Here is a 23,908-nt window from a genome sequence, read left to right on the forward strand (position 1 = left end):
TGGATAATAAATCTATTTTAAGCAGCCCGTTTAGCGCTAACTGATTAAAATTTCTAGCCAGAGAAAAAGATTTAAATATCGTTACTATTGAGTTTGTTATTAAAGCGCTTAATCACAATTAAGGTTTAAAATTTTGAAACTCTTCTTTAGAAATTTTCTTGTCTTGGTTTTCATCTAAATCGGCAAATTGCCTCATTACTTCTTTATCTTGTTTGGCTTCTGCAAGCGATACTGCTCCATCCATATCTTTGTCTAAATGAGCAAAGCGAATGTTGACAGAAGAGGCTAAAGCCGTGGCGCTAATGGCTAAAAACATTAATGTAAATGCTGCGATAAGTTGTTTCATAATCATGTTCCTTAATTAAATGAATTTACTGAATAAACTTTTTGAATTCACTTAGCGACAACTGGCCATCTTGGTTAGTGTCTATTTGTGAAAAGTTTTCGTGTAGTACGGCATCTTCACCCGCTTCTGATTCGCTAAGTGTGCCGTTACTGTCTTTATCTAGCTCATTAAAAGTAGCTTGAACGTCCATAGCTATTGCATCTGTGCCCATAAACCCAAAAGCCAGCATGGGTAAAATTACTAAAAAGCGGTTGTTCATTTAATTTCCTTATTGATTAAAGTTGCACTCACTATTACAAAAATAGTGCCAATTTAAATAGGTGTTTAAAATCAATGGTTTATAATATTTTTGTGGCGTTGGTCGGAATTTTTTACTTAAATGTGTGTTATTTTTGCAACAGGCGGTACGTGCTATTAGTCGTTAATAGAGTTATCAATAGCTTAGTGTGTTGCTAAATGGCAACAAGTGGATATATTGGGTTAAATATAGAAGTTGATTCAGCGAGAGTATAAGGTAAGTAACTAAAATAGGGCGCTTAAAATAATAAAAGGAAATGATAATGCCTGTAACGTTGGCTAAAAAGTATCGTGCAATGCTTAATTGGCGGCCTAACTTAATAGGTCAGTTTATAATTAGTATGCTGCTGTCGTTACTGCCGCTTAGTTTAGTGGTTATTGTTTTTTTAAATGCGTTAAACAAACAGCTCGCTGTTACCCAGCTTATTGTCAGTAATAATTACCAAGTTACTAAGTCGTTTAATTTTTTAAAGCAAGAGCTTAATAGTCTAGAGCGGGCAACGCGACAAAACTGGGTGCTAAAAAGCGAGTCGCTCGACACGTTAATAAACGAAAAATGGCAATCCTCCTTACAAACAATCGACACGCTCAGCCAAGCCAGTGCCACACAGCAATACACTATGCAGTGGCGCCGCTTAGCAACAACATTGCGTAGTACTCATCAAGCTTTAATTGAAAATAACCAACAAGATGCTGCATTGTTTGTGCCTATTAGCGATTTAGTGGCTGAGCTTACTGTGTGGTTGCGCGATACGAATGCAGCGCAAATACAAAACAACCAAAGTGAATTAAGTACTTTACAAAGCTCGTTTATTAACTGGTTAGTGGCACTTATTCCGCTTACTTTACTAGTGGGTGGAGGCTTTTTATGGCGCATAAGTAAACGTTTAAAAGGGCTTACGTCGGTAATAGATAAACTAGGGCAAGGCCACTGGCAGCAAAAAATTGCAGTGCAAGGCTCAAGTGAGCTGGTGGAATTAGGCGAAAAACTACAATGGGTGCAAGAGCAGTTACATATGCTTGAACAACAAAAAGATACCTTTTTACGCCATGTAACCCACGAGCTTAAAACGCCGTTGGCTTCAATGGTCGAGGGCACCGATTTACTTAGCGATGAAATAGTCGGCCCCATTACAAAAGAGCAGCAAGCTGTACTGGAGCTTATTAGCCAATCTATGGTGCGTCTGCGCACTATGATTGACAGCCTACTTAGTTATAACGCTATCAGAACCAGTAAAGACAGCGTTAGCGAAGTCGAATTTGGCAATTTAATAAATAAAATAAACAGCCATTTTGAGCACCGCTTAACGGCTAAGCAGCAACGCTTAAATTGGCACAACAGCATAACAAAACAGCCACTTGCATTACCCGCAGAGCTGATAGAAATGACCCTCATTCAGCTCATTTCTAATGCGTTAAAATTTTCAAATACAGGGCAAAGTGTTGATGTAACCTTAGCACTTGAGCAAAAGCTATTAATAATGCAAGTGCGCGACGAAGGCTGTGGTATTAAAGAGCAAGAAAAAACCCAGATATTCAGCGCATTTTACCAAGGCAAGCATAATAAAGATGTTACGCTGCAAGGCAGTGGCTTAGGTTTAACCATAGTAAAAGAGTCGGTTGAGCAGTTACAAGGCCAGCTTAGTGTTGAGCATAACCAGCCCCAAGGCTGCTTATTTACAATAAAAATACCTTTAACTAATCAAGGAGTTTTATAGCATGCGTACGCGTTTAATAGCTATTTTATGTGTGCTCAGTAGTACGGTTGTTTTAGCTGGGTGTGAAACAAATAACACACAAACAGCAGCAGTGTCGCAGGAGGTTGAGCCTGCAAAAAATGCGGTGCCAAATCCTAAAAAGCGCCCTAAAAGTGACCCCGTTTACCCCAGCGCAGAACGTGTTGTTGCATGGCATGCTAATCAATGTGGCGGTTTTAAAGTAAAGCCAAGCCTACATACTTATTTAGGTGAAAAAGAGCTAAAACGTTTTTTTAAATTCATGTGTGTTAACACCTCAAGTGCGCCAGAGGAGGTAATGACACGATTACAAAAACTCGATTTAGCCTACTTTTGGCCTGAGCCAATAAAACAATATTTATGGCTTCAAAAGCAACATGTTACTCGGCAAATAAATGCCCTAAAAGAGCAGCAGGCGTTAAATGACAAAATGCAGCAAACGTTATCGTCTTTAGCCACAATAGAGCAGCAGCTGTTACTACGCGAAGACACTAAGGAGCAGTAATTATGGCAACACACACACCACAAGGTGCAAAAGTATTACTCGTTGATGACGATGCAAGTTTACTTAAATTACTCGCGCTAAGAATCGAGTCTAAAGGGTATGACGTAACAACCTGCGAAAGCGGCATACTTGCATTACAAATTCTTAAAAACCAAGTGTTTGATGCAGTTATAACGGACCTGCGTATGGACGAAATGGACGGTATGGCCTTACATCGCCAATTACAAAGCCGCTACCCAGCGCTGCCGGTTATAATGATGACAGCGCATGGCTCTATACCCGATGCGGTGGAGGCGACAAAACAAGGTATTTTTGCGTTTATCACAAAACCGGTAGATAAAGACGAGCTGTTTGACAGCCTAGCCAAAGCCATTGAAATACATGGCGTAAACGCAGAAGAATCGCCCCAAAAAAGCAATATAGTAACGCGCAGTGGCGCTATGTTACACCTCCTTGAGCAAGTAAAATTACTGGGGCCAACCCAAGTAAATGTACTTATTTCTGGCGCCAGCGGTACCGGTAAGGAGCTGCTGGCTCAGGCGATTCATCAACACAGCTATGTAAGCGAAGGACCTTTTGTGGCCATTAACTGTGGCGCAGTGCCTGGGGAGCTTTTAGAGTCAGAATTATTTGGCCATAAAAAAGGCGCCTTTACAGGGGCGGTGAAAGATCACCAAGGTTTATTTCAGCAAGCTCAAGGCGGCACCTTATTTTTAGATGAAATTGGCGATATGCCGCTTAATTTACAAGTTAAGTTACTGCGTGTACTGCAAGAAAAAACCATACGCCCGGTGGGCTTTCAGGAAGAAATTCCTATTGATGTGCGCATTGTATCGGCCACTCACAAAAATTTACCCGATGCGATTAGCAACCAACAATTTAGGGAAGATTTATACTACCGCCTAAATGTTGTTAATTTAAAATTACCGCCGCTGTGTGAGCGCCGAGAAGACATAAGCCTGCTTGCCCAGCACTTTAGCGCAAGTATTGCTAAACGTATGAACCAAAAAGAAAAGCGCTTTGCAAACGATGCCATGCATGCACTAGTACGTTACGACTGGCCTGGGAATATACGCCAGTTACAAAATGTTGTAGAGCAAGTGGTCGCATTGAGCGCCAGCGAGGTAATTTCTGCGCACTTAGTGTTAAACGCACTTAACTCAAACCAAGCCAGTGCAGAGCCGCTTTCTCTAAATGATGCCAAAAAAGAGTTTGAGCGCGATTATGTAATAAACACCCTAAAAATGGCCGGTGGTAACGTAGCTGAAGGTGCAAAGCTTGCCAAACGTAATCGTTCGGATTTTTATAAGTTAATAAAAAAACACAATATTGATGTCGATAATTTAGTGTAATTTAAGAGTAAGGTTATTAAATGCAGTTATTTATGGTGTATCTGGGCGGGCGAATTCAAGGCTGCCACATAGAAATGCACGATATTCGCTTTGTCGTAGGGCAAAGCATTGAGCAAACTTATTCAAAGCTAAAAAGCCAATGGGTGGGCGATAAAAACAATGTGCATATGGACAGCTACATGGCAATTAACCATATCGACGGTTATAAAGTAGAAGTCGTTGATACCTACGTTGAGCAAAATAAGCAGCTGTACTTTGTTAATTTAGGCGCTTACAGAAGTGACTCTATGGCAGAGCAACACGACTTTGCATTGTATGTTGCCAGTAGCGCAGCAGAGGCCAAGCAGCGCGCTAAAAGCGATTTGCTTGCAGGCCTTAGCCATATTCATAAAGATGATTTACATGATGTAGATGACTGCTTTGCTATAGACCTGCTCGACAGCCAACTAAATATTAAGCTTACGCCAAGTGGGCATACTCAACCAATAAAACCAGATTGGTTTGGGTATTATATTCTTTAACAGTAAAATTAAGAGTCTTGCTCGCTTTGCTCATTGGCTTCGCTTTTAGCTGCCATTTTAAATGCCACAATAACTAGGCCAAACATCGCAAAGGGCAGCGCTGCCAACATGTATTCAACCATGTTGCTATCTTGAAAGTTAGCCTGTAATAAAAAGTGACCCGCCACGCACATTACAATAACCACAAGTAATATAGGCAGTAGCATAAGTTCTTTTTTTGATGAATGATTTTTCATTGAGTATAAGGCTATGGCTTAAAATAAAGCGCTATTGTAATGAGCTTACTTAAGCTTGGCAAACTATGGCTATTTTAATGGTATGATCGACATTAAATAACCACCCAGTGTGATTAGGATAAACAGTGAAACACAACCTTAAGCAAGTTTACCTTGTTGGTGGCGCGGTACGCGACCAGCTACTTAATATAGCATCAAAAGATAACGACTATGTTGTTATAGGCGAAACACCCCAAACTATGGAGTCGCTTGGTTTTGTGCCTATAGGAAGTGATTTTCCGGTTTATTTACACCCAAAAACAAAAGAAGAATACGCCTTGGGCCGCACCGAGCGAAAAAGCGGTAAAGGCTATACCGGCTTTGTGGTAGATGCCAGCCCTAATGTCACCCTTGAAGAAGATTTAGCACGGCGCGATTTAACCATCAACTCAATGGCACTTGATGAAAGCGGCACCGTTATTGACCCTTTTAATGGCCAAAGCGATTTACACAATAAAATACTGCGCCACACCACAGAAGCCTTTGTAGAAGACCCGGTAAGGGTATTACGCATAGCCCGGTTTTTAGCACGCTACGGAAGTGAATGGCGTATTCACCCAAGTACTTATGCATTAATGCGCGAGCTTAAAAACAAAGGTGAGCTTAATCATTTAGTGCCCGAGCGCGTATGGCTCGAAACCGAAAAAGCGCTGGGTGAAAAACACCCTGAACTGTATTTTCAAGCATTACATGGCTTAGGTATTTTCCCTGAAATAGAGAGTATGCAAGGGGTGCCGCAACCTGCAAACCACCACCCTGAAGGCGATGTGTTTGTTCATACTATGTTGGTACTTAGGCGAGCTGCCGATTTAAATTTTAATTTAGAAACACGGTTTGCGGCACTCACTCATGATTTTGGTAAGGCCCTGAGCTTTAAAAAACGCGGTAATTTACGCGGCCATGAACGCGAAGGGGTAGCCGTAGTAGAAAAGTTTTGTGAGCGTTTAAAAGTGCCTAATCGTTTTCGTGATATTGGCGTACTCACCAGCGATAATCACACCTTATGCCATACGCTGGAGCAATTAAGGCCACAAACGATTCATAAATTAATTGTCACTAATTTAAATGCTTTAGTGCACCCAGAGCGATTTATTGCGTTTACCCAAGCATGCCAATGTGATGCGCAAGGGCGCGGAGAAACACTTGTAAATAAGCCCTATCCGCAAGGGGCTAAGCTGCGTGCAATTTTTAATGAATTACAAAAAATGGATAAAAAACAGGTGGTGCAAACTGCACTTAAAAATGGCAAAAAAGGCCCAGAAATAGGCGAAGAGGTAAAACTGGCAGAAATAAACTGCATTAAAGCGTTTTTACAAAACGAGCAAGCAACGCAATAGGCAATACCCTAGCTGAGGTATTCAGATACGCCTTCGTTTTTCACTTGTTCTGGCTGTCGTAAGTTTTTATATGTAGAGGTGGCAGGCTCTGAAGGTAAGCTAGGTGCTTGTTCTTGGGGCCTGTATAGATCAAAAATAAATTCGATCTCTTCACGCTCAAGTGGGTTGTTCATGATCTATTCTCCTTAATTAGCGTTCAGGGTATGGCCGTTTGACTGAATTAAAAGTGAATAGTTACATTTTAAGTTGTAGTAAATTGTAATCGATGTGCAAAAAATAAGGGCGGTTCAGCAAGGCGCCACTTTATGCACAGCCTAGCTTTGTAAAGGCAGGGTTACTTTAAACACCACGCCATTACCGAGCTCGTTGTTTTGTGCAGTGACACTGCCTTTATGGTAATCACACACCAGCCTTACAATATAAAGCCCCAAGCCTAAGTGCGGTTGTTGCTGCATTTGCTGGCTACGCACCGACACCATAGAATCAAAAATATGCTCAGTTAGCCCTTCAGGCAGGGCGGGGCCTGTATTACTCACTGTTAATATTGCTTTATTTTCGCTCTGCTTAAGACCTACATTAATAGCTGTATTTGCTTCACTAAATTCCAGCGCATTATTAATAAGCTTATCAAGTAGCTGAGCTATAAATTCGGGAGCTCCTTGCATAGGTAAAGGGCTTTGGCATACATCAAGCTCAAATAACTGCTCTGGGTAAGTAAGCTGGAAGCCTTGCATACAGCCATTAATTACTTTTTGTAAATCAAACGGCTCGCTCTCGTTGCTTTGAATGCTTTGTTCAAGGCGCGTGGCTTCGCTCATGGTGGTTATTATTTTACCTAAGCGCTCAACCCCTTCACTTGCTCGCTCTAGGTATTTTTGGCTAAGCTCATTTTGCTCCAAGCTTTGTAGGTTTTCTAAAGAAGAGCGAACCACAGCCACCGGTGTACGTAGCTCATGAGATAACCGCGATGACATATTTTCTAAATAATTAGTGTACCCGCCTAAGCGGCCAACTATATTGGCAAAACTTCGCGAAAGGTCGCCTATTTCATCGTTTGAGTCGCTGTAATTAATACTGCCGGTAATGCGCCCTTGGGCATCAATAGCTTGCTCTGCGGTGTCGCGCAGTCGCCTAATACGGCTCGAAATACGCGAGGCAAAAAAGAACAACGTAACGGTGCCAATTAGCATCACCGCTAAAATAACGTTAAAAAGCTTTTCCAGCGATTTATTACGCAGGGTGCGTACACCGTTAGTGGTTTCCTCGGCGATTACTGCGCCAATCACTTTATCTTCTATCCAAATAGGGTAAGCCGCCGATAAAATAACGGCTTTACTGTCGGGCGTTAACCGCCAAGACGACGCTGGTTGCCCTTTGAGTGCCTTAGCTAAATGCGTGCCCTGCATTGAGGCAACATCGTGCAGGGTATCTAAAAATTCGTTCTCTGGGCGAGTTAAAATTTTATAATAAAGCGGGTGCAAATACGTTTTCTCAAAGCGTTGCCAGGCATTTTTAGGCGGCTGGTTTTTAAGGCCGTCGGCCCATACGCCATCGGCATTTTGAATTGTGCCCGACTGCGCTAATACGCGATGATGGTTATCAACCACCCAAATACGGCTACCACTGTGACCCATACCTTTTAAAATTCGGTTAATTTCTGGTGAGGGCACCAATACCGAGCCTAAATCGCTTGGATTATTTAAATTAGAGGTCGACATTGTTTTAAAATCGAGCGGCGCTTTTTTTGTGTCAATATCGACTACGGCAAAGCCTAGCTTGTTACCAAGCATATTTATAGGAAAGCGCAGCTCTACGTTATATCCCGATTCAGTGCGTATAAAATAGCCCTGAATTTTTGTAAACGGTGTTTTGGTATTAGCATCAAACGCATTTACCCAGCCATCTTGGCGTGGGGCAATAATGTACGTATTAAAATTTCCGGCTGGGCTTTTTAGGCCAATTATTAAATGGTCGTTATTAGTAATGCTTAAACTATTTTTAGCACGATATACAAGGTGATCGTCAGTTACTTTAAACACGGCATATAAATAGTTATCAAACTTGCCAACCATATGATCAAACGATAAATCCTCAGCTTTATGCTTCTTGTCTGCTTTTTGTAAATAGCGTTTATCGTAATGCCAAAGGAGTGGTTGATAGCTTTGCCAGTCGCTCAGTTTGCCATCGAGTTGAATGGCATTTTTAAGATTGTACGCATATAAGTCGCGCCCTTTTACTACCTGGTCTAAAAAGTTGGTTTGCTCATCAAAAAGGGCTGGGCGCTCATGCAGGGCGGTGGCGAGTGCCCGTGTAGTGCCTACGAGGGTTTTTTCTTGGCCTTGGCGTAAAAACTTTTCCATTTCCCACACGTACTCGTAGCCTAGCCAAGGCAGTAAAAACAAAAAACACGACAGTAATATAAATTTACTGCGCAGGCCAAATCGTAACATTAGCGTTGTTCCCACCTGTAGCCCATGCCGTACACCGTATCTATGCAGTCAAAGTTGTTATCAAGGGCGATAAACTTTTTACGAATGCGTTTTACATGCGAGGTGATAGTGCTGTCGTCTACGTAAATTTTTGCATCGCTCATTAAATCGTTACGGCTTTTTACATGGCCTGGGCGCTGCGCAAGTGAGTGCAACATCCAAAATTCGGTCACGGTTAAATCAACCAATTGCTGCTGCCAAAATACTTGCATGCGCTGAGTGTCGAGCGTTAACTGGCCACGTGTAATTAATGCATTGGCATCGGCGGGTTGCTCAAGCGCTTCCATGCGTCTAAATAGCGCGCCTATTCTGGCAGCCAAGTGGGCTAAACTAATATCTTTTGTTAGGTAGTCATCGGCGCCCATACGCAGGCCACACACAGTATCTATTTCACTATCGCGGGCGGTTAAAAAAATAATAGGCAGTGTTTTAGAAAGCGTACGCAAGGTTTGGCAAAGCAAAAAACCGCCGTCTATTTCGTGGCCTAAACCAATATCAACAATGGCTAAATCGGGTAGGGCGTCTTTAAATGCAATCTCTGCGCTGACGCGATCAGCAAAACCACTTACCTGGTAACCCTGGGCGCTAAGCATTTCAATATAGTTTTCGCGGATGGCGGTTTCATCTTCAATGATGGCTATTTTTTTCATTCTACTCACCCTTATTTATTTTAAAACGCACTATATCGAAGTTTTTCAGTTATGTACGCTTAAAAAGGCAATTGCCATTTTTTTGCCACAATTGCTCAGCGGTTTGCCATTTTTGCTCCCCTTTGTTGCCACTTGCAGCTGTTTTAATACAACCATCAAAACAAAACATCACAAATTAAAACAAGTTTAAGGATTACATTATGAAGAAGACATTAATCGCATTAACGCTAGTAGCCACAGTGTGTACACCTGCATTTGCAGCAGCCGCTAACACCCCTTCTAAAGAAGCACATAAAGAAACTGCCATCGGCTTAGGTACTGGCGCCATTATTGGTGGTGTCGTTGGTGGTCCAATTGGTGCTTTTATTGGCGCATTTGCCGGGGGCTTAATTGGTGATTCAAAAGTAGCGGATGACAAAATTGCCCAGCAGCAGAGAGCAATAACAGTGATGCAGCAAAAAACCAGTGACTACCAACAGGTACTTAATCAAAACAATAGGCTAGAGCAGCAGTTAGATGTACTGACTAATCAAAATGAGCAGTTAACACAATCGCAAATAAATAACTTACTTGCCATGACGGTACAATTTAAAACCGGCTCAAGTGCTATTGCCCCGCACTTTGCTACGCAGTTAGACCAGCTTGTGGTGCTGTTAAAAAATCAGCCGCAACTAGCATTAGATTTAAGTGGCTTTGCCGATCAGCGCGGTGATGAGCAAGCGAATCTTTTATTGTCTAAAAAACGTGTAAACGCAGTGCAAAGTTACCTTATAAAGCACGGTATTAGCCATACACGTTTAAGTGCGCACGCTTTTGGCGAGCAACAAACATTAGCGCGCAGCAATACCGTAGAAGATAACTTTTTTGATCGACGCGTAACACTGACTACCCGCTCAATAAACCCAGTAAATGGCCAAACGGCAAGTAACTAAAGCCACTTTTATTTGAGTAAAGTTAAGCGTTCGATGGAGTGATTTTATGTTGAGTAACCCAACCAAAATGCTTACTAAAGTAAGCATTTTTATTTTCTTAGTGGCTGTGCTTCTACTTAGTTTTAATAGCCGTGCACAGTCGCCCAAACTTGAACTTTTTGACAGCAGTGGTGCACCTGTCGCGCCGGCAATTATATTAAAAAGCGATGCTAACATGACCCTAACCGGGCTGATAAATCACGTGGTCGTTAAGCAAACTTATCAAAACGATAATCCGTTTGCGGTAAATGCGCGTTATGTGTTTCCGTTACCTGATGAAAGCGCCGTACATGCGATGACGATGCACATAGGTGAGCGAGTCATAAAAGGCCAAATAGATAAAAAAGTAGAGGCCGAAAAAAAGTATCAGGCAGCTAAAAATGCTGGCAAGCAAGCCGCACTTGTACGCCAGCAGCGCGCTAATATGTTTATTACTAACGTGGCAAATATAGGCCCTGGCGAGCAAATTGTGATAGAGCTTGAATACCAAGAGATCATTGATTACAGCAATGGCACATTTGCTATTCGCTTCCCAAGTACCATTACGCCGCGCTATCACACAATAAGCGCAAATATTGAAGCTGAGCAAACTAGCCTAACCCATGCTCCTCAGGGGTGGTTAAGCCCTGTGTATAGCAAAACGCAGCACAGCGAAGCGCCAAGCAGCCAATTTAGTTTAAATATTGATATAGATGTAGGCTTAGAGCTTGTAGATATAACGTCTAAATTTCATCATGTTGAAGTACAAAACCCGGCCTTTGGGCAATATACGGTTGCTTTAAATGAGCAAACGGGGGCTAATCGCGACTTTGTACTTGAGTTTAAACCGCTGCAAAAAGAAAGCGCACAAGCAGCATTTTTTACCCAGCAGTTTGAAAACGGCGACCGGTACGGGCTTGCTATGCTAATGCCGCCAGCAGATCACTTTACACAAACGCAGCGGCTACCTCGCGAAATGGTGTTTGTTGTAGATACCTCAGGCTCTATGCACGGGCAATCTATGGAGCAAGCTAAAAAGGCCCTGTTTTATGCGCTGTCTTTGCTTGATAGCGACGACAGTTTTAACATTATTGGCTTTGATAACGTGGTTACCCCCATGAGCGATAAACCCCTTATTGCTAGTGACTTTAACTTACGCCGCGCTGAGCGCTTTATTTATAGCCTAGAGGCCGACGGTGGTACCGAAATACAAGGTGCGCTTGATGCGGTACTTGATGGCAGCAGCTTTGAAGGCTTTGTACGCCAAGTGGTGTTTTTAACGGATGGCAGTGTAAGTAACGAAGATGCCTTATTTAAAAATATTCAGCGTAAATTGGGTGATAGCCGCTTATTTACTGTAGGCATTGGCAGTGCACCCAATAGCTTTTTTATGCGCCGTGCAGCTGATATAGGTAAAGGGTCATTTACGTTTATTGGCAGCACAAATGAGGTGCAGCCTAAAATGAAGCAATTATTTGATAAGCTTGCTCATCCCGCTATCACTAATTTAGCACTTCGCGATGAAAGCACTCACAGTTTAGATTTTTGGCCATCACCTTTGCCTGATTTATATTTTGGCGAGCCAATAATGGTGGCTATAAAACTAAATGATACGAATCAAATTACGCTTAGTGGGCAAACCGCTCAAGGCCCTTTAAATATAAAGCTAAGCGCACAAAATAGCGCCAGCGCAAAAGGGATTGATAAGCTGTGGGCGCGCCAAAAAATTAAATCGTTGCTTTTGTATAATGACCGCCAGTCAGTTAAAAATGAGGTGCAGGGGCTTGCGCTCACACATCAACTACTTAGCCCGTTTACTGCTTTTATAGCTATTGAATACACTCAAATTAACGAGCCTGCAAAGCAAACGGCACTGGCTAAGAACGCAGCGCCACAAGGACTGGCTATGCGTTTACCACAAACCGATGGGCAAAGCCGACTGTACATATTGCTGGGCTGTATTTTATTACTTGGCTATGGCGCGTTTAAAATAAACCGAGGGCTTAAATGAAAAAGTGGCTAAGTGCGGGCTTATTAATCGCCGGGCTGGGGCTGTTTTCTCATGGTGCTTATATGCAAGCCAAGGCATGGCTTGCCCAAGTATTAATAGAGCAGGCCTGGCAAGAGGCGCTTATTACGCCACACGCTCGTGTTAAACCGTGGTTTTACGCCGACAGCTTTGTAACCGCGCAGCTTAACTGGCCTAAGTATAATAAAGTGCTTAGCGTTTTAGCTGGGGCAAGTGGTCGTAATTTAGCATTTGCACCAAGCCACTTTTTACCAGGGGCAAAGCTTGGAGATAAACATGGCGGTGCGTTAATAGCGGGTCACAACGATACCCACTTTGCATTTTTAAAACACACCAAAGTGGGTGAAACGTTTACGCTGCAGCTGCAAAGCGGCGTAATACAGCATTATAAAGTGAAGGGGATTGAGGTTATTCATCAATCCCAGCAGGCGTTTTTACAAACCCCAGGCCTTTATTTATTAACCTGTTACCCTTTTGACTCGCTGGCATCAGGTACTGATTTAAGATGGCTTGTATCGGCTGAGTTGATAGGGTCATCGCCAGCTTCATTAAGCGGTATATCTACCACCAGCTCTTGATGTCGTTGGCTTATCATCACCCCTGCAAAAACAACAAATATACTCACCCATTGCCAAAAATCGAGTACTTCACCCAAAATAATGGCCGATAAAATAAGCGTAAAAATAGGAATTAAATTTGAATAAGCCGCAGCCGTTAATACTGACACTTTGCCAATTGCATAGTTATACATACCATAGCCACCTAAGGTGACAAACGAGCCTAAATACAAAATGCTCATAAGGGCGGTTAGGTCATGCTGGTTTTCGCTGGGTAAGTCGATAAAAAATAAAAACGGTGCAAAAAACACACTGCCGCTTATGCCTTGTAAAGCAATTAGCGTTAACGGCGAGTAGCGATTCGCCAAGTGCTTAATGCTAATGGTGTAAAACGCCGCGCATACCATGGCCATAAGCTCTAAAAAGTTACCCAATAATGGATTAGGGGCCTGATCGGTATTTGGTGAAAGCAAAGTAAGTAAAATACTGCCGCCAATACACAGGGTAAACCCAATCACAATGGCTTTACTTATATACTCTTTAAGCATAAAAAACGCCATCAACGCCACAATAATAGGCAAACACGAAACAATAACTCCCGCCTGAGAGGCCGAGGTGTATTCCATTGCGTGGCCTTCAAATAAAAAGTACAAGCATGGCTCTGCGAGCGACATACCTAATAAGTACTTCCAATCGCCTTTTAAATACTCAAACCTAATTACATAACGCCATAAACACAGCGATAAAACTAAGGTGGTTAGCATGCGTAAAAATATAACTAGTGCAGGGTCGTAAACGGCAATAGCATACTTAAGTGCAATAAAGGAGCTACCCCATAAAAAGGTGGCAATAATTAGGCATAAACTGGCTGGCATAAATGAAATTTTATCAAATTAAATTAACGCCGATCCTAGCATGAATAATTTTAACTTGTTCAAAAATACCGAGCTGGTATAAGTTTATTTATCTTTCATTTTAATAGTAAATAATAATGCGTAGGGAACAGGTAATTGTTGTTAAGCTTGGTACAAGTGTACTAACCGGCGGCACCGATAAGTTAGATAAAGCCCATATGGTTGAGCTGGTTCGCCAATGTAGCGAACTTAAAAAGCAAGGCCACCAAGTTATATTAGTATCAAGTGGCGCGGTTGCTGCGGGTCGCGAACAACTTATTAAACCCTGTGGCCGCGGCCTAATAGATAAACAAATGTTGGCAGCCGTTGGGCAAGGTCAGCTTATACATATTTGGCAAAGCTTATTTGCCTTGTATGGCATAAACGTAGGGCAAATGCTGCTTACCCGTGCCGACGTAGATGACCGCGAACGCTATTTAAATGCGCGCGACACCTTAAATGCGTTATTAAGCCACGATGTGGTGCCTATTATTAATGAAAACGACGCGGTAGCAACCGCTGAAATAAAAGTAGGCGATAACGATAATTTATCGGCGCTGGTGGCTATTTTAGCTAATGCCAACAAGCTATTACTGCTTACCGATCAAGAAGGTTTATTTACCAGCGATCCGCGCACAAATACCGACGCAAAACTGATTGACGAAGTCACTCATATAAACGATGAGTTACGCCAACTGGCTGGTGGTAGCGGAACAAGTTTAGGCACCGGCGGTATGGCCACAAAACTACAAGCCGCCGACGTAGCAAGGCGCGCAGGGGTAGAGGTTATTATTGCAAAAGGCGCTGGCAACAACGTTATTTTAAAATGCATGAGTGAGCAATTACCCGGTACGCGGTTTTTAAAACTTACTGCGCCAAAAGATGGCCGTAAAAAATGGCTAATGGCAGGGCCTAAAAGTATCGGCCAAATTATGATTGATAAAGGGGCTATTTCGGCGCTACAAAACAAAGGGGCAAGCCTGCTGGCAAAAGGCATAACTAATGCGTTTGGCCGTTTTGAGCGGGGCGACTTAATAGATTTAATAGACACTAATAACCAAGTTATTGCACGAGGGTTAACACGTTTTAACCAAGTTGAAGTAAATAAAATTAAAGGCGCTCATTCAGAGCAAATAGGCGAGCTACTCGACTTTGATAGTGGCGCTGTGGTGCTACACAGAGACGACTTAGTTTTGCTTTAGTTTTATTTAGCTTTTTTAAATAGCGCGTGTTGCGGCCGTATATTCGGTATTTAAGCAAGGCAGAGCCTATGTTGTGTTTAGAATAACTGGTTGTACAAAAACATAAATACAAAGCATAAATGCAAAGCATAGGCTGTTTTAGGCTCTGCTGTGTGTAAGTTATTAAATAATACCGCAGTAGTTATTGAGCTCACTAAGTTACTAAGCTCGCGCTACGATTTAATAGCGCTTAGCTAAAACAAACTTTAATCCACATAGCTCAATTCGACCTAATTCAAAAGTATTGGTTAATTAATTAGCAAAGTTGATGATTTTGTCTAAACTGATTGAAGTTAAAACAGTTTAGGCAAACTAATGAAGGCAAACAATTGCGGTCACGAATGGATAATCAGTCTAACTCAGCAAGAAGAAGAAAGTGATTTAGATGCATCATTAGTGCAGATTATTGGCGACCTACTCGAAGTTGAAAATTTTGCTATTTATATTAATAAGCACTTTAGTGCGCAATTACCGCCTACGCTAATAAACACCCACACCCGCCTTGAAGTATTAGAGTCTAACGAAGCCTTAGCGCTGCTTAATAAAGTAACCCAAAACAAAATAAGAGTAAGCCGTGCCTTAGGTGTAGTAACAACGTATGTGCCAGTGTATTACTTTGGTAAAGTAATTGGCATATTACTAATAGAAACCACAAAAGAGTTAGCGCAAACCACCACAATGCTCGCCGTGCATATTTTAAATATTTATGCCAACCAGCTAGGGCTATTACATAAATCGCGGTTAGACCCTTTAACCGAGCTTTTAAATAGACAAACCTTTGATAAAAAAGTGATCGAAATTGTCTCAGGCAAAGGCTTTTTATTACCCCGTGATGATACAAACGAAAAGCGACGATGGTATTTAGCCATTGCAGATATCGATCACTTTAAACGCGTAAACGATAGCTACGGCCATGTAATAGGCGATGAAGTTATTTTACTTGTGGCGCGGCTGTTAAAAAATAACTTTAGGCTAGAAGACTACGTATTTAGGTATGGTGGCGAAGAGTTTGCGGTGTTATTTCAAACCAAAACCGAGGCACAAGCACATATAGCACTTAACCGTTTACGCTCAAATATTGCTGAGTATCCTTTTCCGCAAGTTGGGCAGCTTACAATAAGTATTGGCTTTTTAGAGCTGGCAAGTATTGATACTGTATCTAGTATTGTAAACCAAGCCGATATGGCGCTGTATCATTCTAAAAATAGCGGCCGTAATAAAGTGACTGCTTATAGCGAGCTTGAGGTAAATGAAGAAGTGACTACCGATAATAGTATTGAGCTTTTTTGATTGTAAATTTGTGCTAAAATCTGGCTCCTTAAATTGTTGTAGGCAGGCACAAAACATGAAATTCGTTCGTTGGTTTTTAGGTTGTATAATTTTATTCTTTAATTTTGTATTTACTCCTCGCAGTAAAAAGCGTGCAAGCGATGTGCAAGCGCAGCTTGATCAGCAAACCTCACAATTTAAACTTTATCAATTTAAAGCATGCCCGTTTTGCGTAAAAGTACGCCGTGCAATTAAGCGCGAAGGCTTAAAAATAGAAACGCGTGATGCAAAAAATAATCAACAATTTCGTCAAGAGCTGTTAGAGCAAGGCGGCAAAATTAAAGTGCCATGCCTTCGTATAGAAAAAAATGGCCAAGTAGAGTGGCTATACGAATCTAACGATATTATTGCTTACTTAAACAAAGTAGCGGCTTAAACGACCCCCTTAATTTTTATCTCACTTATTAAAAGAGACATTATCATGACAATCCGTACTCGTGTTGCCCCATCTCCAACAGGTGACCCGCATCTTGGCACCGCTTATATTGCTTTATTTAACTACTGTTTTGCTAAACAACAAGGCGGCGAGTTTGTGCTTCGTATTGAAGATACAGACCAAGTTCGTAGCACGCCAGAGTCAGAACAAGCGATTATGGATAGCTTACGTTGGTTAGGTCTTGAGTGGGATCATGGCCCTGACGTAGGTGGCGAATTTGGCCCTTACCGTCAATCAGAGCGCAGCGATTTATACAAAAAATACGCACACCAATTAGTTGAGCAAGGTAAAGCATTTTACTGTTTTGCAACCAGCGAAGAGCTTGACCAAATGCGTGAAGAGCAAATGGCAGAAGGTCTGCGCCCTAAATACGACGGCCGTGGCTTAAACCTCACCGAAGATGAAATTAAAGCAAACCTAGCCGCAGGCAAGCCTTACGTTATACGTATGAAAATACCAAGCGAAGGCACTTTTAAATTTAACGACTACCTACGCGACGAAATTGAGATCCCGTGGGAAAACGTAGACATGCAAGTGCTATTAAAAGCCGATGGATTCCCTACGTACTTTTTAGCAAACGTAGTGGATGACCACCACATGCAAATAAGCCATATTTTCCGTGGCGAAGAGTGGATTAACTCAGCACCTAAACTATTAAAACTTTACGAAGATTTAGGTTGGGAAGCACCCGTACTAGGGCATTTACCACTACTGCGTAACCCTGATAAATCAAAGCTTTCTAAGCGTAAAAACCCAACTTCTATTAATTACTATAAAGAAATGGGTTACCTACCAGAGGCCGTGCTTAACTACTTAGGCCGTATGGGTTGGTCAATGCCAGATGAGCGTGAAAAATTCACTCTTAACGAGATGATTGAACACTTCGACATGAAGCGTGTATCACTTGGTGGCCCTGTATTTGATGTTGATAAGCTAAGCTGGTTAAACGGCATGTGGATCCGCGAAAACCTAACAGACGAAGAGCTTGTACAGCGCTTTGTTGATTGGAAGTTTAATGGCGAAATGCTAGCTAAAGTATTACCAGAAGCTAAAACGCGCATTAATACGCTTTCGGACATGGTTGATTTAGCAGGGCATTTTGTAGGCGGCATTCCAACTTACGACCCAGCCCTGTTAACGGCGGGCAAAGCTGACGAAAACGTAATACGCCAAGCGCTACAGTTTTTTGTATGGCAGCTTGAAGGTTTACGTAGTTTTGATAAGCCAGCTATTTTTGCAATTGCAAAAGAAGTTGCTACATTCCACGAGCTTAAAATTAAAGACTTTTTAGAGCCAATATTTGTAGCAATCACGGGTAAAACATCATCTACCTCTGTGCTTGATGCAATGGAAATTTTGGGCTCAGACTTATCACGTGCGCGTTTACGTGTAGCGCTTGCTCATTTAGGCATTTCTAAAAAGCAGGCTAAAAATATTGAGCGTGCGTACCGCACATACCCAAGTGCATAATCTTTAGTCATACTTTATAAAAAGCCGAGCTTATTAATTAAGCTCGGCTTTTTTGTTTCAGGCCGTTTGGCTATATGTCATCGCGTTTTGATATTGTTTAGCGCAAGCCGTGGCGCTTTAGCAAATGCTACAATGCTGCATGTAAATTAAAAGGAGGCAGCATGATTGCACCTGTAAAAAACAAAGCTTTATTTAGCAGTAATGCCTTTTCAATAAACCTAGTTACTTACCCTACACATCACAGTGTGATGAACCATATAGATCCAGTACAGCAAGGGCGCTACTACAAACTTAATTTTGTACTAGTAAAACCTAAAGCTGGTGGGGTTTTTAAATGCTCAAAATGCATTATTAATTGGTTTAACCGGGTGTATTTATTTAGACCCGACAAATACGAGCATAGCGTTTCTAAAATTGAGTCGGGAAAGCGCGTACTATTAAGCTTTGCGCTTAATATATAATTTAATTAATAGTCGTAGGCCTGTCCGCTGCATAAAACAGACAGGTCACAATACGATACAGAGATTTCGCTACAAGAATTTATAGTAAAGGCGTTACCGCCTCTGCGCATTGCATCTGCTTTAAGTAAATCTATAGCATTTGATTTTAAGCGATTGTAGCTTATATTATTGTCGCCTCTACCGTCGCCATTGCAGCTTTCGCCTTCAATTCGGCCTAAAAGTGTGGCGCCACTTTCGTGTGCTTCTTGGTCGCTATAAAACTGCTGTAAATCTCGTTTTTTAACGTACGTACCAATTTCCTCAGATAAAACATCGTTATCTATATCGGTATGAAAAGTTACGCTAGAACATCCAGCCAAAGTAGTGAGTACGCTTATTACTGCAAAAACACGTAACATAATAATTAGTCCCTTATTTAGTTTGGTACCTAAATTACTAACTAAAACAGGTGTGTGCAACATTTACTCTTAAGTTAATTGTATGAATTTGTAAGTGATTCGACCTCTCTTTAAATTTTTTCTGGTAGTATGGGCAGGTTATAAGCAGTTTAAGCAGTGAACAATCTATGTTAAGTCCTTACTTTCAGCAGCATGCTGATTATGTTTCTATCTCTCGTGAGCAAGGGTGTCGTTTCGCAAAGTGCGTTGCCGATGATTACAACCCACTTCATGACAAAGATGCCAAAAAGTTTTGCGCGCCAGGAGACTTACTTTTTTCTTTAGTGTTAGACCGCTACGGTATAAGTGAGCGAATGGAATTTACCTTTGCCGGTATGGTTGATGAAAACACCAAACTTAACTTCCCAGAAGGGGATGATGAGTTTGATGTAACCAACGGCGACAAAGTAATTTTAAAGGTAAAACGCGAAGGTAAAACCAGCAAATGCCCAACACTTACAAATAGCTTAATAAAAAACTATGTTGAGTTTTCTGGTGCAGCATTTCCGCACGTAATTATTCCGCTAATGGGTAAGCAAGATGTAATGATTAACCCAGCGCGCCCTATGGTTATTTACGAGTCGATGATCATTAACCTTGATAACATTAATATTCAAACGCCATCGCTTGAGTTTGCTGAGCCAAGTTTTGAGTACACGGGTAAGCGCGGCAAAATTACCTTGCGCTTTAATTTACTAGAAAACGGCGAAAAAGTGGGTTTTGGTGAAAAGCACATGGTGGTGTCGGGTATTCGTGAATACTGCCAAGCAACGGTTGATGACTTAATCGCATTTTATAATGAGCGAAAAGCCACCTTAAAACCGGTTTAACGTCATTAAATTATAATACCAATTCGCAATAATACTTAATCATTTTTAGGGGCTAAAAGTGTTGCTATCTGCATTAAAAAATTCTCATTTAGAACAACTAAATAGCGAATTTTTTGCCTAGCTATCAACACGTTTATCTGTCCTCAAAATAGCTCACTTAATTAAGCGGATTGGTATAAAAAAGGCGCTAAATACATTGTTATTTAGCGCCTTTTTTATTGGTTTAGAGAATGCAGCTAGGCTGAATACTTTTCTGAGCTGGTTAATTTACGCAGTACCGTAATATGCGTACAATAGCGCTCTTTGTTATTTTAAAGCTAAGCCTATGTCTGCCACATCGTTTTCATCTCTTAAACTCGATTCGTTATTACTAACCGCAATTGAGCAAAATAATTACACCACGCCTACCGCAATTCAGGTTAAAACTATTCCGCACATATTAGCGGGCAGCGATGTAATGGGCAGCGCGCAAACAGGCACAGGTAAAACAGCCGCCTTTGTATTACCACTACTACATAAGCTTTTAAATACACCAAAAAAAGATGAGCCAGGCATAGCTCGAGTGGTTATTTTAACGCCCACGCGTGAGCTTGCTCAGCAAGTGTTTGCAAGCTTTGAAAAATACGCCCAAGGCACAAATATTCAAGGCGCTTTAGCGTATGGCGGTGCAAGTATTGGCCCGCAAATTAAAGCGCTTAAAACGGCGCAAGTGATAGTCGCAACGCCTGGGCGTTTACTTGATCATATTGTTAAAGGCAGTGTGGTGCTTTCAAGTGTTGATTCGTTAGTATTTGATGAAGCCGACCGTATGCTGGATATGGGCTTTATTGATGAAATAAAACGTATTTTGCGCCACATTCCGGGCGATCGCCAAACCTTATTGTTCTCAGCCACATTCGATGACAGCGTGTTTGAGCTGAGTAAAAAACTACTTAAAAACCCCGAGCTAATTGAGGTTGATAAACGTAACTCAGCCGCCGTTGAAGTAGAGCAAGTTATTTACGCAGTTGATGAAGAGCGAAAGCGTGAGCTTGTATCACACATGATTGGCATGAAAAATTGGCGCCAGGTACTTATATTTACACGTACCAAACAAATGGCCGATAAACTTGCCAAAGAAATGTGTAAAGACGGCTTAAAAACTGAGTCTATCCATGGCGATAAATCACAAGGTGCACGCGACCGTGCATTACAAAACTTTAAAGAAGGCACTACGCGGGTTTTAGTTGCCACCGATGTAGCTGCCCGCGGTTTAGATATTCCAGCGCTTAAATACGTAATAAACTTTGAGCTACCTTACATAGCAGAAGATTACGTACACCGAATTGGCCGTACGGGGCGCGCTGGCGAGCAAGGCCTTGCCATGTCGCTGGTAAGTATTGACGAGCAGTGGTTACTGGAAGAAATTGAAGTGCTACTGGATACCCGCTTAGCACCACAATGGCTAGAAGGTTACGAGCCTGATTTAAACAAGCCCCCTAAAGATAACCGTAAAAACACCAACAAAGCGCGTAAAGATCGCGATAAAAAGCGCATTACCGGGCAAAGAGCACCAAGTAAACGCCGCAGAAAGTAGCCTTAAACATATTTATTTGGCTATACTAAGGCCACTAAATAGCTGAGGTATAGTTATGTTTGAAACAGATCAATGGGCGTTTTCTGGTGTCGATGGCCAAATATCATTACATAAATGGCAAAAAACCATTGATCTTATTACGGGGCTTTTTTCGGCCCCCTCTGGTTATATAGTGCAAGCTACTAGTAAAGGTTATCGTGTAGTTATTAGAGCTAATGAAGGTGGCTCACACTTTGAAACCAACCCTATACTCCCTCCCGAAACTCCCTTATTTTGTAAATATGTAGCCGAAAACAACAACACTTTGTATGTTAGCGATACCCGCAGCGATACGCAGTGGAATACCATGCCCGAGGTTATTGAAGATGGCGTTGAATCCTACCTGGGCTTGCCAATTCACTGGCCTGAAGGTGAAGTATTTGGCACCTTGTGTTTAAAAGATTCAAAAAAAACCAGTTACACCGATGAATATTTTGAGCTAATAGAGCAGCTTCGTGATTTAATTGAAGACGATTTAGCCCTTATTTATAGCTTTGAGCAAATGCGCGAAATAGCCATGCTCGACCCGCTTACCAATATTTATAATCGCCGTGCACTTAGCTTACTTGCCCAACACAAACTTAATTTAGCGCTGCGTTTAGGTTTTGATGTGTGTTGCTTGTTTATTGATGTAAACGACTTTAAAAAACTAAACGACACTTATGGCCATGAAATAGGCGATCAAGCGTTAATCCTCTTAGCAAATACCTTAAAAACACATTTAAGAGAGGCTGATATAGTAGGGCGTTTAGGCGGCGATGAATTTGTAGCTGTGATGCAAATTAGTGATAGAAGTAAGCTTAGCCATATTATTGATAAAATAAAAATTGAGTATAAAAACGCACTATTAGAAAACAACGTGTGCGCGCTGACACTTAGCATAGGCGAAAGTTTTACTAATAAACAAAAGCAACCTTTTGATACGTTATTAAATTTGGCCGATCACCAAATGTATAAAAATAAACAAGCGTACAAATTGGCTAAAAAAGCATAATAATAAAAGTAATACACTTAAACATAGCAACAAAAAAGCAAGCCATTAGGCTTGCTATAAACGGTGTGAATTAGGCGTTAAGCGATTTGTTTTTCGGCTAGGTTTAATTCCATAATGGCTTTTAATAAACGGTATAAGTTTATTGATGCGTCAATTTCTTCTTTACGGTTTGTTAAGCTTTCAATATTTAAGCCCAGTGGCACATCTAGGTGCGCACAGTTTTTGAGTATTAGGTCGAGATTTTCTCGGCAAATACGTACAGATTCACTTAAGGTATTGTCTGCATCGAGCATGCGCCATTTAGTGGCCTCTGGCACTGAGATACCCAACCATTGCATAAACTCTAAGGTTTTATCGCCACCGCACGGCGTAAACGTTAAAATAATCCGTTTTGGTGTAATACCTTGTGCTTTACAGGTACGCGCGTAACTTGTGATTAGCTCTATAGTTGCTTGCGCGTCGTAAACCGCTTGCGATATAAAAAACTGACAACCTTGTGCTGTTTTTTCTATAAGGCGCTCGTGCTCATTTCGCTTACTTGAATGTCGCTCAGCAATGGTAACGCCCCCTAAAAAGAAGTCATCACTTTGCTCTGCAAGCGTTTTATAGGCATCGGGCAAGCTTAGTTTTATATCACCTACCGATGAGGGGCTACCCACTAAAACGACATTTTTTAAATCGTAGTCGTTTTTAGTTTCATCCAACCAGCCTTTAAACTCCTCTACACCACGTTGTGCCACACTTTTGTAAGTAATGACATCTGGAGCAGATAAATTACGTAGTAAGTGGCTGTATTCACGTGGGTCTACAGTTTGTTTAAACGGAAATGGTCGTGCTTTATCTGTACGGCTACTTTCATCTTGAATGTCGTAAATTATCACGCCGTCGTATTCAATTTCGTGTAAGCGAGCAAGTAGTTTTTCTGCAATGATTTTTAGTTGCGCTTTATCAGTACCAATTTTAGGTGGAGTAGTACCAATAAGATAAACACCTTGATTGGTGTCTTCTATTTTTTCTTGTAGTGATAAAGCCATAATCCTCATTCCAGCTTAGTCCAATGTATGTAATTTAATATAGCAGCCATTTAGACGTCTAGATAGATTTATTTAGTGAAAGTTTTTCAATCAACTTGAGCTTTTTTCATACTTAAATGTTTTT

The 23,908-nt window shown here is 41.5% G+C and carries 25 protein-coding genes; 16 read left to right on the forward strand and 9 right to left on the reverse strand.

Annotated features, from left to right (window positions below; genetic code table 11):
- Positions 1-118: 118 nt before the first annotated feature.
- Both PAT01_RS06520 and PAT01_RS06525 read right to left on the reverse strand, forming a co-directional pair.
- A complete protein-coding gene (locus tag PAT01_RS06520) occupies positions 119-346 on the reverse strand; it encodes an EF-hand domain-containing protein (protein ID WP_029773904.1) in 228 nt (75 codons plus the stop codon).
- Positions 347-371: 25 nt separating this feature from the next.
- Positions 372-605, reverse strand: a complete 234-nt coding sequence (locus PAT01_RS06525; RefSeq protein WP_004586103.1) for an EF-hand domain-containing protein — start codon at positions 603-605, stop codon at positions 372-374.
- A gap of 301 nt (positions 606-906) precedes the next feature.
- On the opposite strand from PAT01_RS06525, the gene PAT01_RS06530 reads away from it, so the two are divergent.
- The 4 genes from PAT01_RS06530 to PAT01_RS06545 are packed head-to-tail and all read left to right on the forward strand — an operon-like array spanning position 907 to position 4,757.
- The gene (locus PAT01_RS06530) at positions 907-2,361 is read left to right on the forward strand and encodes a sensor histidine kinase (protein ID WP_096739158.1); all 1,455 of its coding nucleotides are present in this window, start codon (positions 907-909) and stop codon (positions 2,359-2,361) included.
- A 1-nt stretch (position 2,362) separates the two neighbouring features.
- The gene (locus PAT01_RS06535) at positions 2,363-2,884 is read left to right on the forward strand and encodes a hypothetical protein (RefSeq protein WP_029773902.1); all 522 of its coding nucleotides are present in this window, start codon (positions 2,363-2,365) and stop codon (positions 2,882-2,884) included.
- 2 nt (positions 2,885-2,886) lie between these two features.
- Positions 2,887-4,236 (forward strand): sigma 54-interacting transcriptional regulator, encoded by a 1,350-nt coding sequence (locus PAT01_RS06540; RefSeq protein WP_138576896.1) that lies wholly within the window; start codon positions 2,887-2,889, stop codon positions 4,234-4,236.
- A gap of 20 nt (positions 4,237-4,256) precedes the next feature.
- Positions 4,257-4,757 carry a DUF1543 domain-containing protein gene (locus PAT01_RS06545; protein WP_138576894.1) on the forward strand — a complete coding sequence of 167 codons (501 nt, stop codon included), beginning with the start codon at positions 4,257-4,259 and terminating at the stop codon, positions 4,755-4,757.
- An 8-nt stretch (positions 4,758-4,765) separates the two neighbouring features.
- On the opposite strand, the gene PAT01_RS06550 is transcribed toward PAT01_RS06545, so the two are convergent.
- Complete coding sequence (locus PAT01_RS06550; RefSeq protein ID WP_004586108.1) at positions 4,766-4,993, reverse strand: hypothetical protein; 228 nt, start codon at positions 4,991-4,993, stop codon at positions 4,766-4,768.
- Between the two features lie 125 nt (positions 4,994-5,118).
- Between PAT01_RS06550 and PAT01_RS06555 the strand changes: the two genes are divergently transcribed.
- Entirely contained in the window at positions 5,119-6,369 is a 1,251-nt protein-coding gene (locus tag PAT01_RS06555) for a multifunctional CCA addition/repair protein (RefSeq protein WP_154945185.1), read from the forward strand.
- Positions 6,370-6,377: 8 nt separating this feature from the next.
- Here the strand turns inward: PAT01_RS06555 and PAT01_RS20070 are convergent, their stop codons facing one another.
- From PAT01_RS20070 to pdsR, 3 genes are all read right to left on the reverse strand, one after another.
- Positions 6,378-6,542 carry a hypothetical protein gene (locus PAT01_RS20070; RefSeq protein WP_024033174.1) on the reverse strand — a complete coding sequence of 55 codons (165 nt, stop codon included), beginning with the start codon at positions 6,540-6,542 and terminating at the stop codon, positions 6,378-6,380.
- A gap of 141 nt (positions 6,543-6,683) precedes the next feature.
- Positions 6,684-8,819, reverse strand: a complete 2,136-nt coding sequence (pdsS, locus tag PAT01_RS06560) for a proteobacterial dedicated sortase system histidine kinase (protein WP_154945186.1) — start codon at positions 8,817-8,819, stop codon at positions 6,684-6,686.
- Positions 8,819-9,508: a proteobacterial dedicated sortase system response regulator gene (gene pdsR / locus PAT01_RS06565; RefSeq protein WP_054982760.1), complete on the reverse strand. Its 690-nt coding sequence runs from the start codon at positions 9,506-9,508 to the stop codon at positions 8,819-8,821. The genes pdsS and pdsR overlap by 1 nt, the downstream gene beginning before the upstream one ends.
- Before the next feature lie 200 nt (positions 9,509-9,708).
- Here pdsR and pdsO point away from each other — a divergent pair, with 200 nt between their 5' ends.
- Genes pdsO through PAT01_RS06580 form a run of 3 tightly spaced genes read left to right on the forward strand, consistent with a single transcriptional unit; the run spans position 9,709 to position 13,065 of the window.
- Positions 9,709-10,440 carry a sortase-associated OmpA-like protein PdsO gene (pdsO, locus tag PAT01_RS06570; RefSeq protein WP_024033170.1) on the forward strand — a complete coding sequence of 244 codons (732 nt, stop codon included), beginning with the start codon at positions 9,709-9,711 and terminating at the stop codon, positions 10,438-10,440.
- 46 nt (positions 10,441-10,486) lie between these two features.
- A complete protein-coding gene (locus tag PAT01_RS06575; protein WP_154945187.1) occupies positions 10,487-12,469 on the forward strand; it encodes a marine proteobacterial sortase target protein in 1,983 nt (660 codons plus the stop codon).
- On the forward strand, positions 12,466-13,065 hold the full coding sequence (locus PAT01_RS06580) for a class GN sortase (protein ID WP_154945188.1): 600 nt from the start codon (positions 12,466-12,468) through the stop codon (positions 13,063-13,065). Before PAT01_RS06575 ends, PAT01_RS06580 begins: the two co-directional genes overlap by 4 nt.
- Here PAT01_RS06580 and PAT01_RS06585 read toward each other — a convergent pair.
- Positions 12,954-13,919, reverse strand: a complete 966-nt coding sequence (locus tag PAT01_RS06585) for a DMT family transporter (RefSeq protein WP_054982757.1) — start codon at positions 13,917-13,919, stop codon at positions 12,954-12,956. The genes PAT01_RS06580 and PAT01_RS06585 overlap by 112 nt on opposite strands.
- A gap of 116 nt (positions 13,920-14,035) precedes the next feature.
- On the opposite strand from PAT01_RS06585, the gene proB reads away from it, so the two are divergent.
- The 5 genes from proB to PAT01_RS06610 all read left to right on the forward strand — a co-directional run bounded on the left by proB (position 14,036) and on the right by PAT01_RS06610 (position 18,874).
- Positions 14,036-15,139, forward strand: coding sequence for a glutamate 5-kinase (proB, locus tag PAT01_RS06590; RefSeq protein WP_154945189.1), 1,104 nt, complete (start codon positions 14,036-14,038; stop codon positions 15,137-15,139).
- Positions 15,140-15,493: 354 nt separating this feature from the next.
- On the forward strand, positions 15,494-16,468 hold the full coding sequence (locus tag PAT01_RS06595; RefSeq protein WP_024033165.1) for a GGDEF domain-containing protein: 975 nt from the start codon (positions 15,494-15,496) through the stop codon (positions 16,466-16,468).
- A 55-nt stretch (positions 16,469-16,523) separates the two neighbouring features.
- Positions 16,524-16,883, forward strand: a complete 360-nt coding sequence (locus tag PAT01_RS06600; RefSeq protein WP_004586118.1) for a glutathione S-transferase N-terminal domain-containing protein — start codon at positions 16,524-16,526, stop codon at positions 16,881-16,883.
- 45 nt (positions 16,884-16,928) lie between these two features.
- On the forward strand, positions 16,929-18,413 hold the full coding sequence (gltX, locus tag PAT01_RS06605) for a glutamate--tRNA ligase (protein ID WP_024033164.1): 1,485 nt from the start codon (positions 16,929-16,931) through the stop codon (positions 18,411-18,413).
- Between the two features lie 161 nt (positions 18,414-18,574).
- Positions 18,575-18,874 (forward strand): hypothetical protein, encoded by a 300-nt coding sequence (locus PAT01_RS06610; protein WP_024033163.1) that lies wholly within the window; start codon positions 18,575-18,577, stop codon positions 18,872-18,874.
- A gap of 5 nt (positions 18,875-18,879) precedes the next feature.
- Here the strand turns inward: PAT01_RS06610 and PAT01_RS06615 are convergent, their stop codons facing one another.
- Entirely contained in the window at positions 18,880-19,272 is a 393-nt protein-coding gene (locus PAT01_RS06615; protein WP_029773896.1) for a hypothetical protein, read from the reverse strand.
- A gap of 167 nt (positions 19,273-19,439) precedes the next feature.
- On the opposite strand from PAT01_RS06615, the gene PAT01_RS06620 reads away from it, so the two are divergent.
- The 3 genes from PAT01_RS06620 (at position 19,440) to PAT01_RS06630 (ending at position 22,750) form a co-directional block, all read left to right on the forward strand.
- Entirely contained in the window at positions 19,440-20,141 is a 702-nt protein-coding gene (locus PAT01_RS06620; protein WP_138576880.1) for a DUF3581 domain-containing protein, read from the forward strand.
- Between the two features lie 325 nt (positions 20,142-20,466).
- The gene (locus tag PAT01_RS06625; RefSeq protein ID WP_004586123.1) at positions 20,467-21,717 is read left to right on the forward strand and encodes a DEAD/DEAH box helicase; all 1,251 of its coding nucleotides are present in this window, start codon (positions 20,467-20,469) and stop codon (positions 21,715-21,717) included.
- Between the two features lie 55 nt (positions 21,718-21,772).
- Complete coding sequence (locus PAT01_RS06630) at positions 21,773-22,750, forward strand: sensor domain-containing diguanylate cyclase (protein ID WP_154945190.1); 978 nt, start codon at positions 21,773-21,775, stop codon at positions 22,748-22,750.
- Between the two features lie 77 nt (positions 22,751-22,827).
- Here the strand turns inward: PAT01_RS06630 and PAT01_RS06635 are convergent, their stop codons facing one another.
- Positions 22,828-23,784, reverse strand: coding sequence for a methylenetetrahydrofolate reductase (locus PAT01_RS06635; protein ID WP_154945191.1), 957 nt, complete (start codon positions 23,782-23,784; stop codon positions 22,828-22,830).
- Positions 23,785-23,908: the final 124 nt, after the last annotated feature.

Source organism: Pseudoalteromonas atlantica, assembly GCA_007988745.1.
GTDB classification, from domain to species: Bacteria; Pseudomonadota; Gammaproteobacteria; order Enterobacterales; family Alteromonadaceae; genus Pseudoalteromonas; species Pseudoalteromonas atlantica.

Coding starts and splice junctions, on each gene's coding strand:
- PAT01_RS06520 (WP_029773904.1), bottom strand. CDS start 346: ATGAAACAACTTATCGCAGCATTTACATTAATGTTTTTAGCCATTAGC.
- PAT01_RS06525 (WP_004586103.1), bottom strand. CDS start 605: ATGAACAACCGCTTTTTAGTAATTTTACCCATGCTGGCTTTTGGGTTT.
- PAT01_RS06530 (WP_096739158.1), top strand. CDS start 907: ATGCCTGTAACGTTGGCTAAAAAGTATCGTGCAATGCTTAATTGGCGG.
- PAT01_RS06535 (WP_029773902.1), top strand. CDS start 2,363: ATGCGTACGCGTTTAATAGCTATTTTATGTGTGCTCAGTAGTACGGTT.
- PAT01_RS06540 (WP_138576896.1), top strand. CDS start 2,887: ATGGCAACACACACACCACAAGGTGCAAAAGTATTACTCGTTGATGAC.
- PAT01_RS06545 (WP_138576894.1), top strand. CDS start 4,257: ATGCAGTTATTTATGGTGTATCTGGGCGGGCGAATTCAAGGCTGCCAC.
- PAT01_RS06550 (WP_004586108.1), bottom strand. CDS start 4,993: ATGAAAAATCATTCATCAAAAAAAGAACTTATGCTACTGCCTATATTA.
- PAT01_RS20070 (WP_024033174.1), bottom strand. CDS start 6,542: ATGAACAACCCACTTGAGCGTGAAGAGATCGAATTTATTTTTGATCTA.
- pdsS (WP_154945186.1), bottom strand. CDS start 8,819: ATGTTACGATTTGGCCTGCGCAGTAAATTTATATTACTGTCGTGTTTT.
- pdsR (WP_054982760.1), bottom strand. CDS start 9,508: ATGAAAAAAATAGCCATCATTGAAGATGAAACCGCCATCCGCGAAAAC.
- pdsO (WP_024033170.1), top strand. CDS start 9,709: ATGAAGAAGACATTAATCGCATTAACGCTAGTAGCCACAGTGTGTACA.
- PAT01_RS06575 (WP_154945187.1), top strand. CDS start 10,487: ATGTTGAGTAACCCAACCAAAATGCTTACTAAAGTAAGCATTTTTATT.
- PAT01_RS06580 (WP_154945188.1), top strand. CDS start 12,466: ATGAAAAAGTGGCTAAGTGCGGGCTTATTAATCGCCGGGCTGGGGCTG.
- PAT01_RS06585 (WP_054982757.1), bottom strand. CDS start 13,919: ATGCCAGCCAGTTTATGCCTAATTATTGCCACCTTTTTATGGGGTAGC.
- proB (WP_154945189.1), top strand. CDS start 14,036: ATGCGTAGGGAACAGGTAATTGTTGTTAAGCTTGGTACAAGTGTACTA.
- PAT01_RS06595 (WP_024033165.1), top strand. CDS start 15,494: ATGAAGGCAAACAATTGCGGTCACGAATGGATAATCAGTCTAACTCAG.
- PAT01_RS06600 (WP_004586118.1), top strand. CDS start 16,524: ATGAAATTCGTTCGTTGGTTTTTAGGTTGTATAATTTTATTCTTTAAT.
- gltX (WP_024033164.1), top strand. CDS start 16,929: ATGACAATCCGTACTCGTGTTGCCCCATCTCCAACAGGTGACCCGCAT.
- PAT01_RS06610 (WP_024033163.1), top strand. CDS start 18,575: ATGATTGCACCTGTAAAAAACAAAGCTTTATTTAGCAGTAATGCCTTT.
- PAT01_RS06615 (WP_029773896.1), bottom strand. CDS start 19,272: ATGTTACGTGTTTTTGCAGTAATAAGCGTACTCACTACTTTGGCTGGA.
- PAT01_RS06620 (WP_138576880.1), top strand. CDS start 19,440: ATGTTAAGTCCTTACTTTCAGCAGCATGCTGATTATGTTTCTATCTCT.
- PAT01_RS06625 (WP_004586123.1), top strand. CDS start 20,467: ATGTCTGCCACATCGTTTTCATCTCTTAAACTCGATTCGTTATTACTA.
- PAT01_RS06630 (WP_154945190.1), top strand. CDS start 21,773: ATGTTTGAAACAGATCAATGGGCGTTTTCTGGTGTCGATGGCCAAATA.
- PAT01_RS06635 (WP_154945191.1), bottom strand. CDS start 23,784: ATGGCTTTATCACTACAAGAAAAAATAGAAGACACCAATCAAGGTGTT.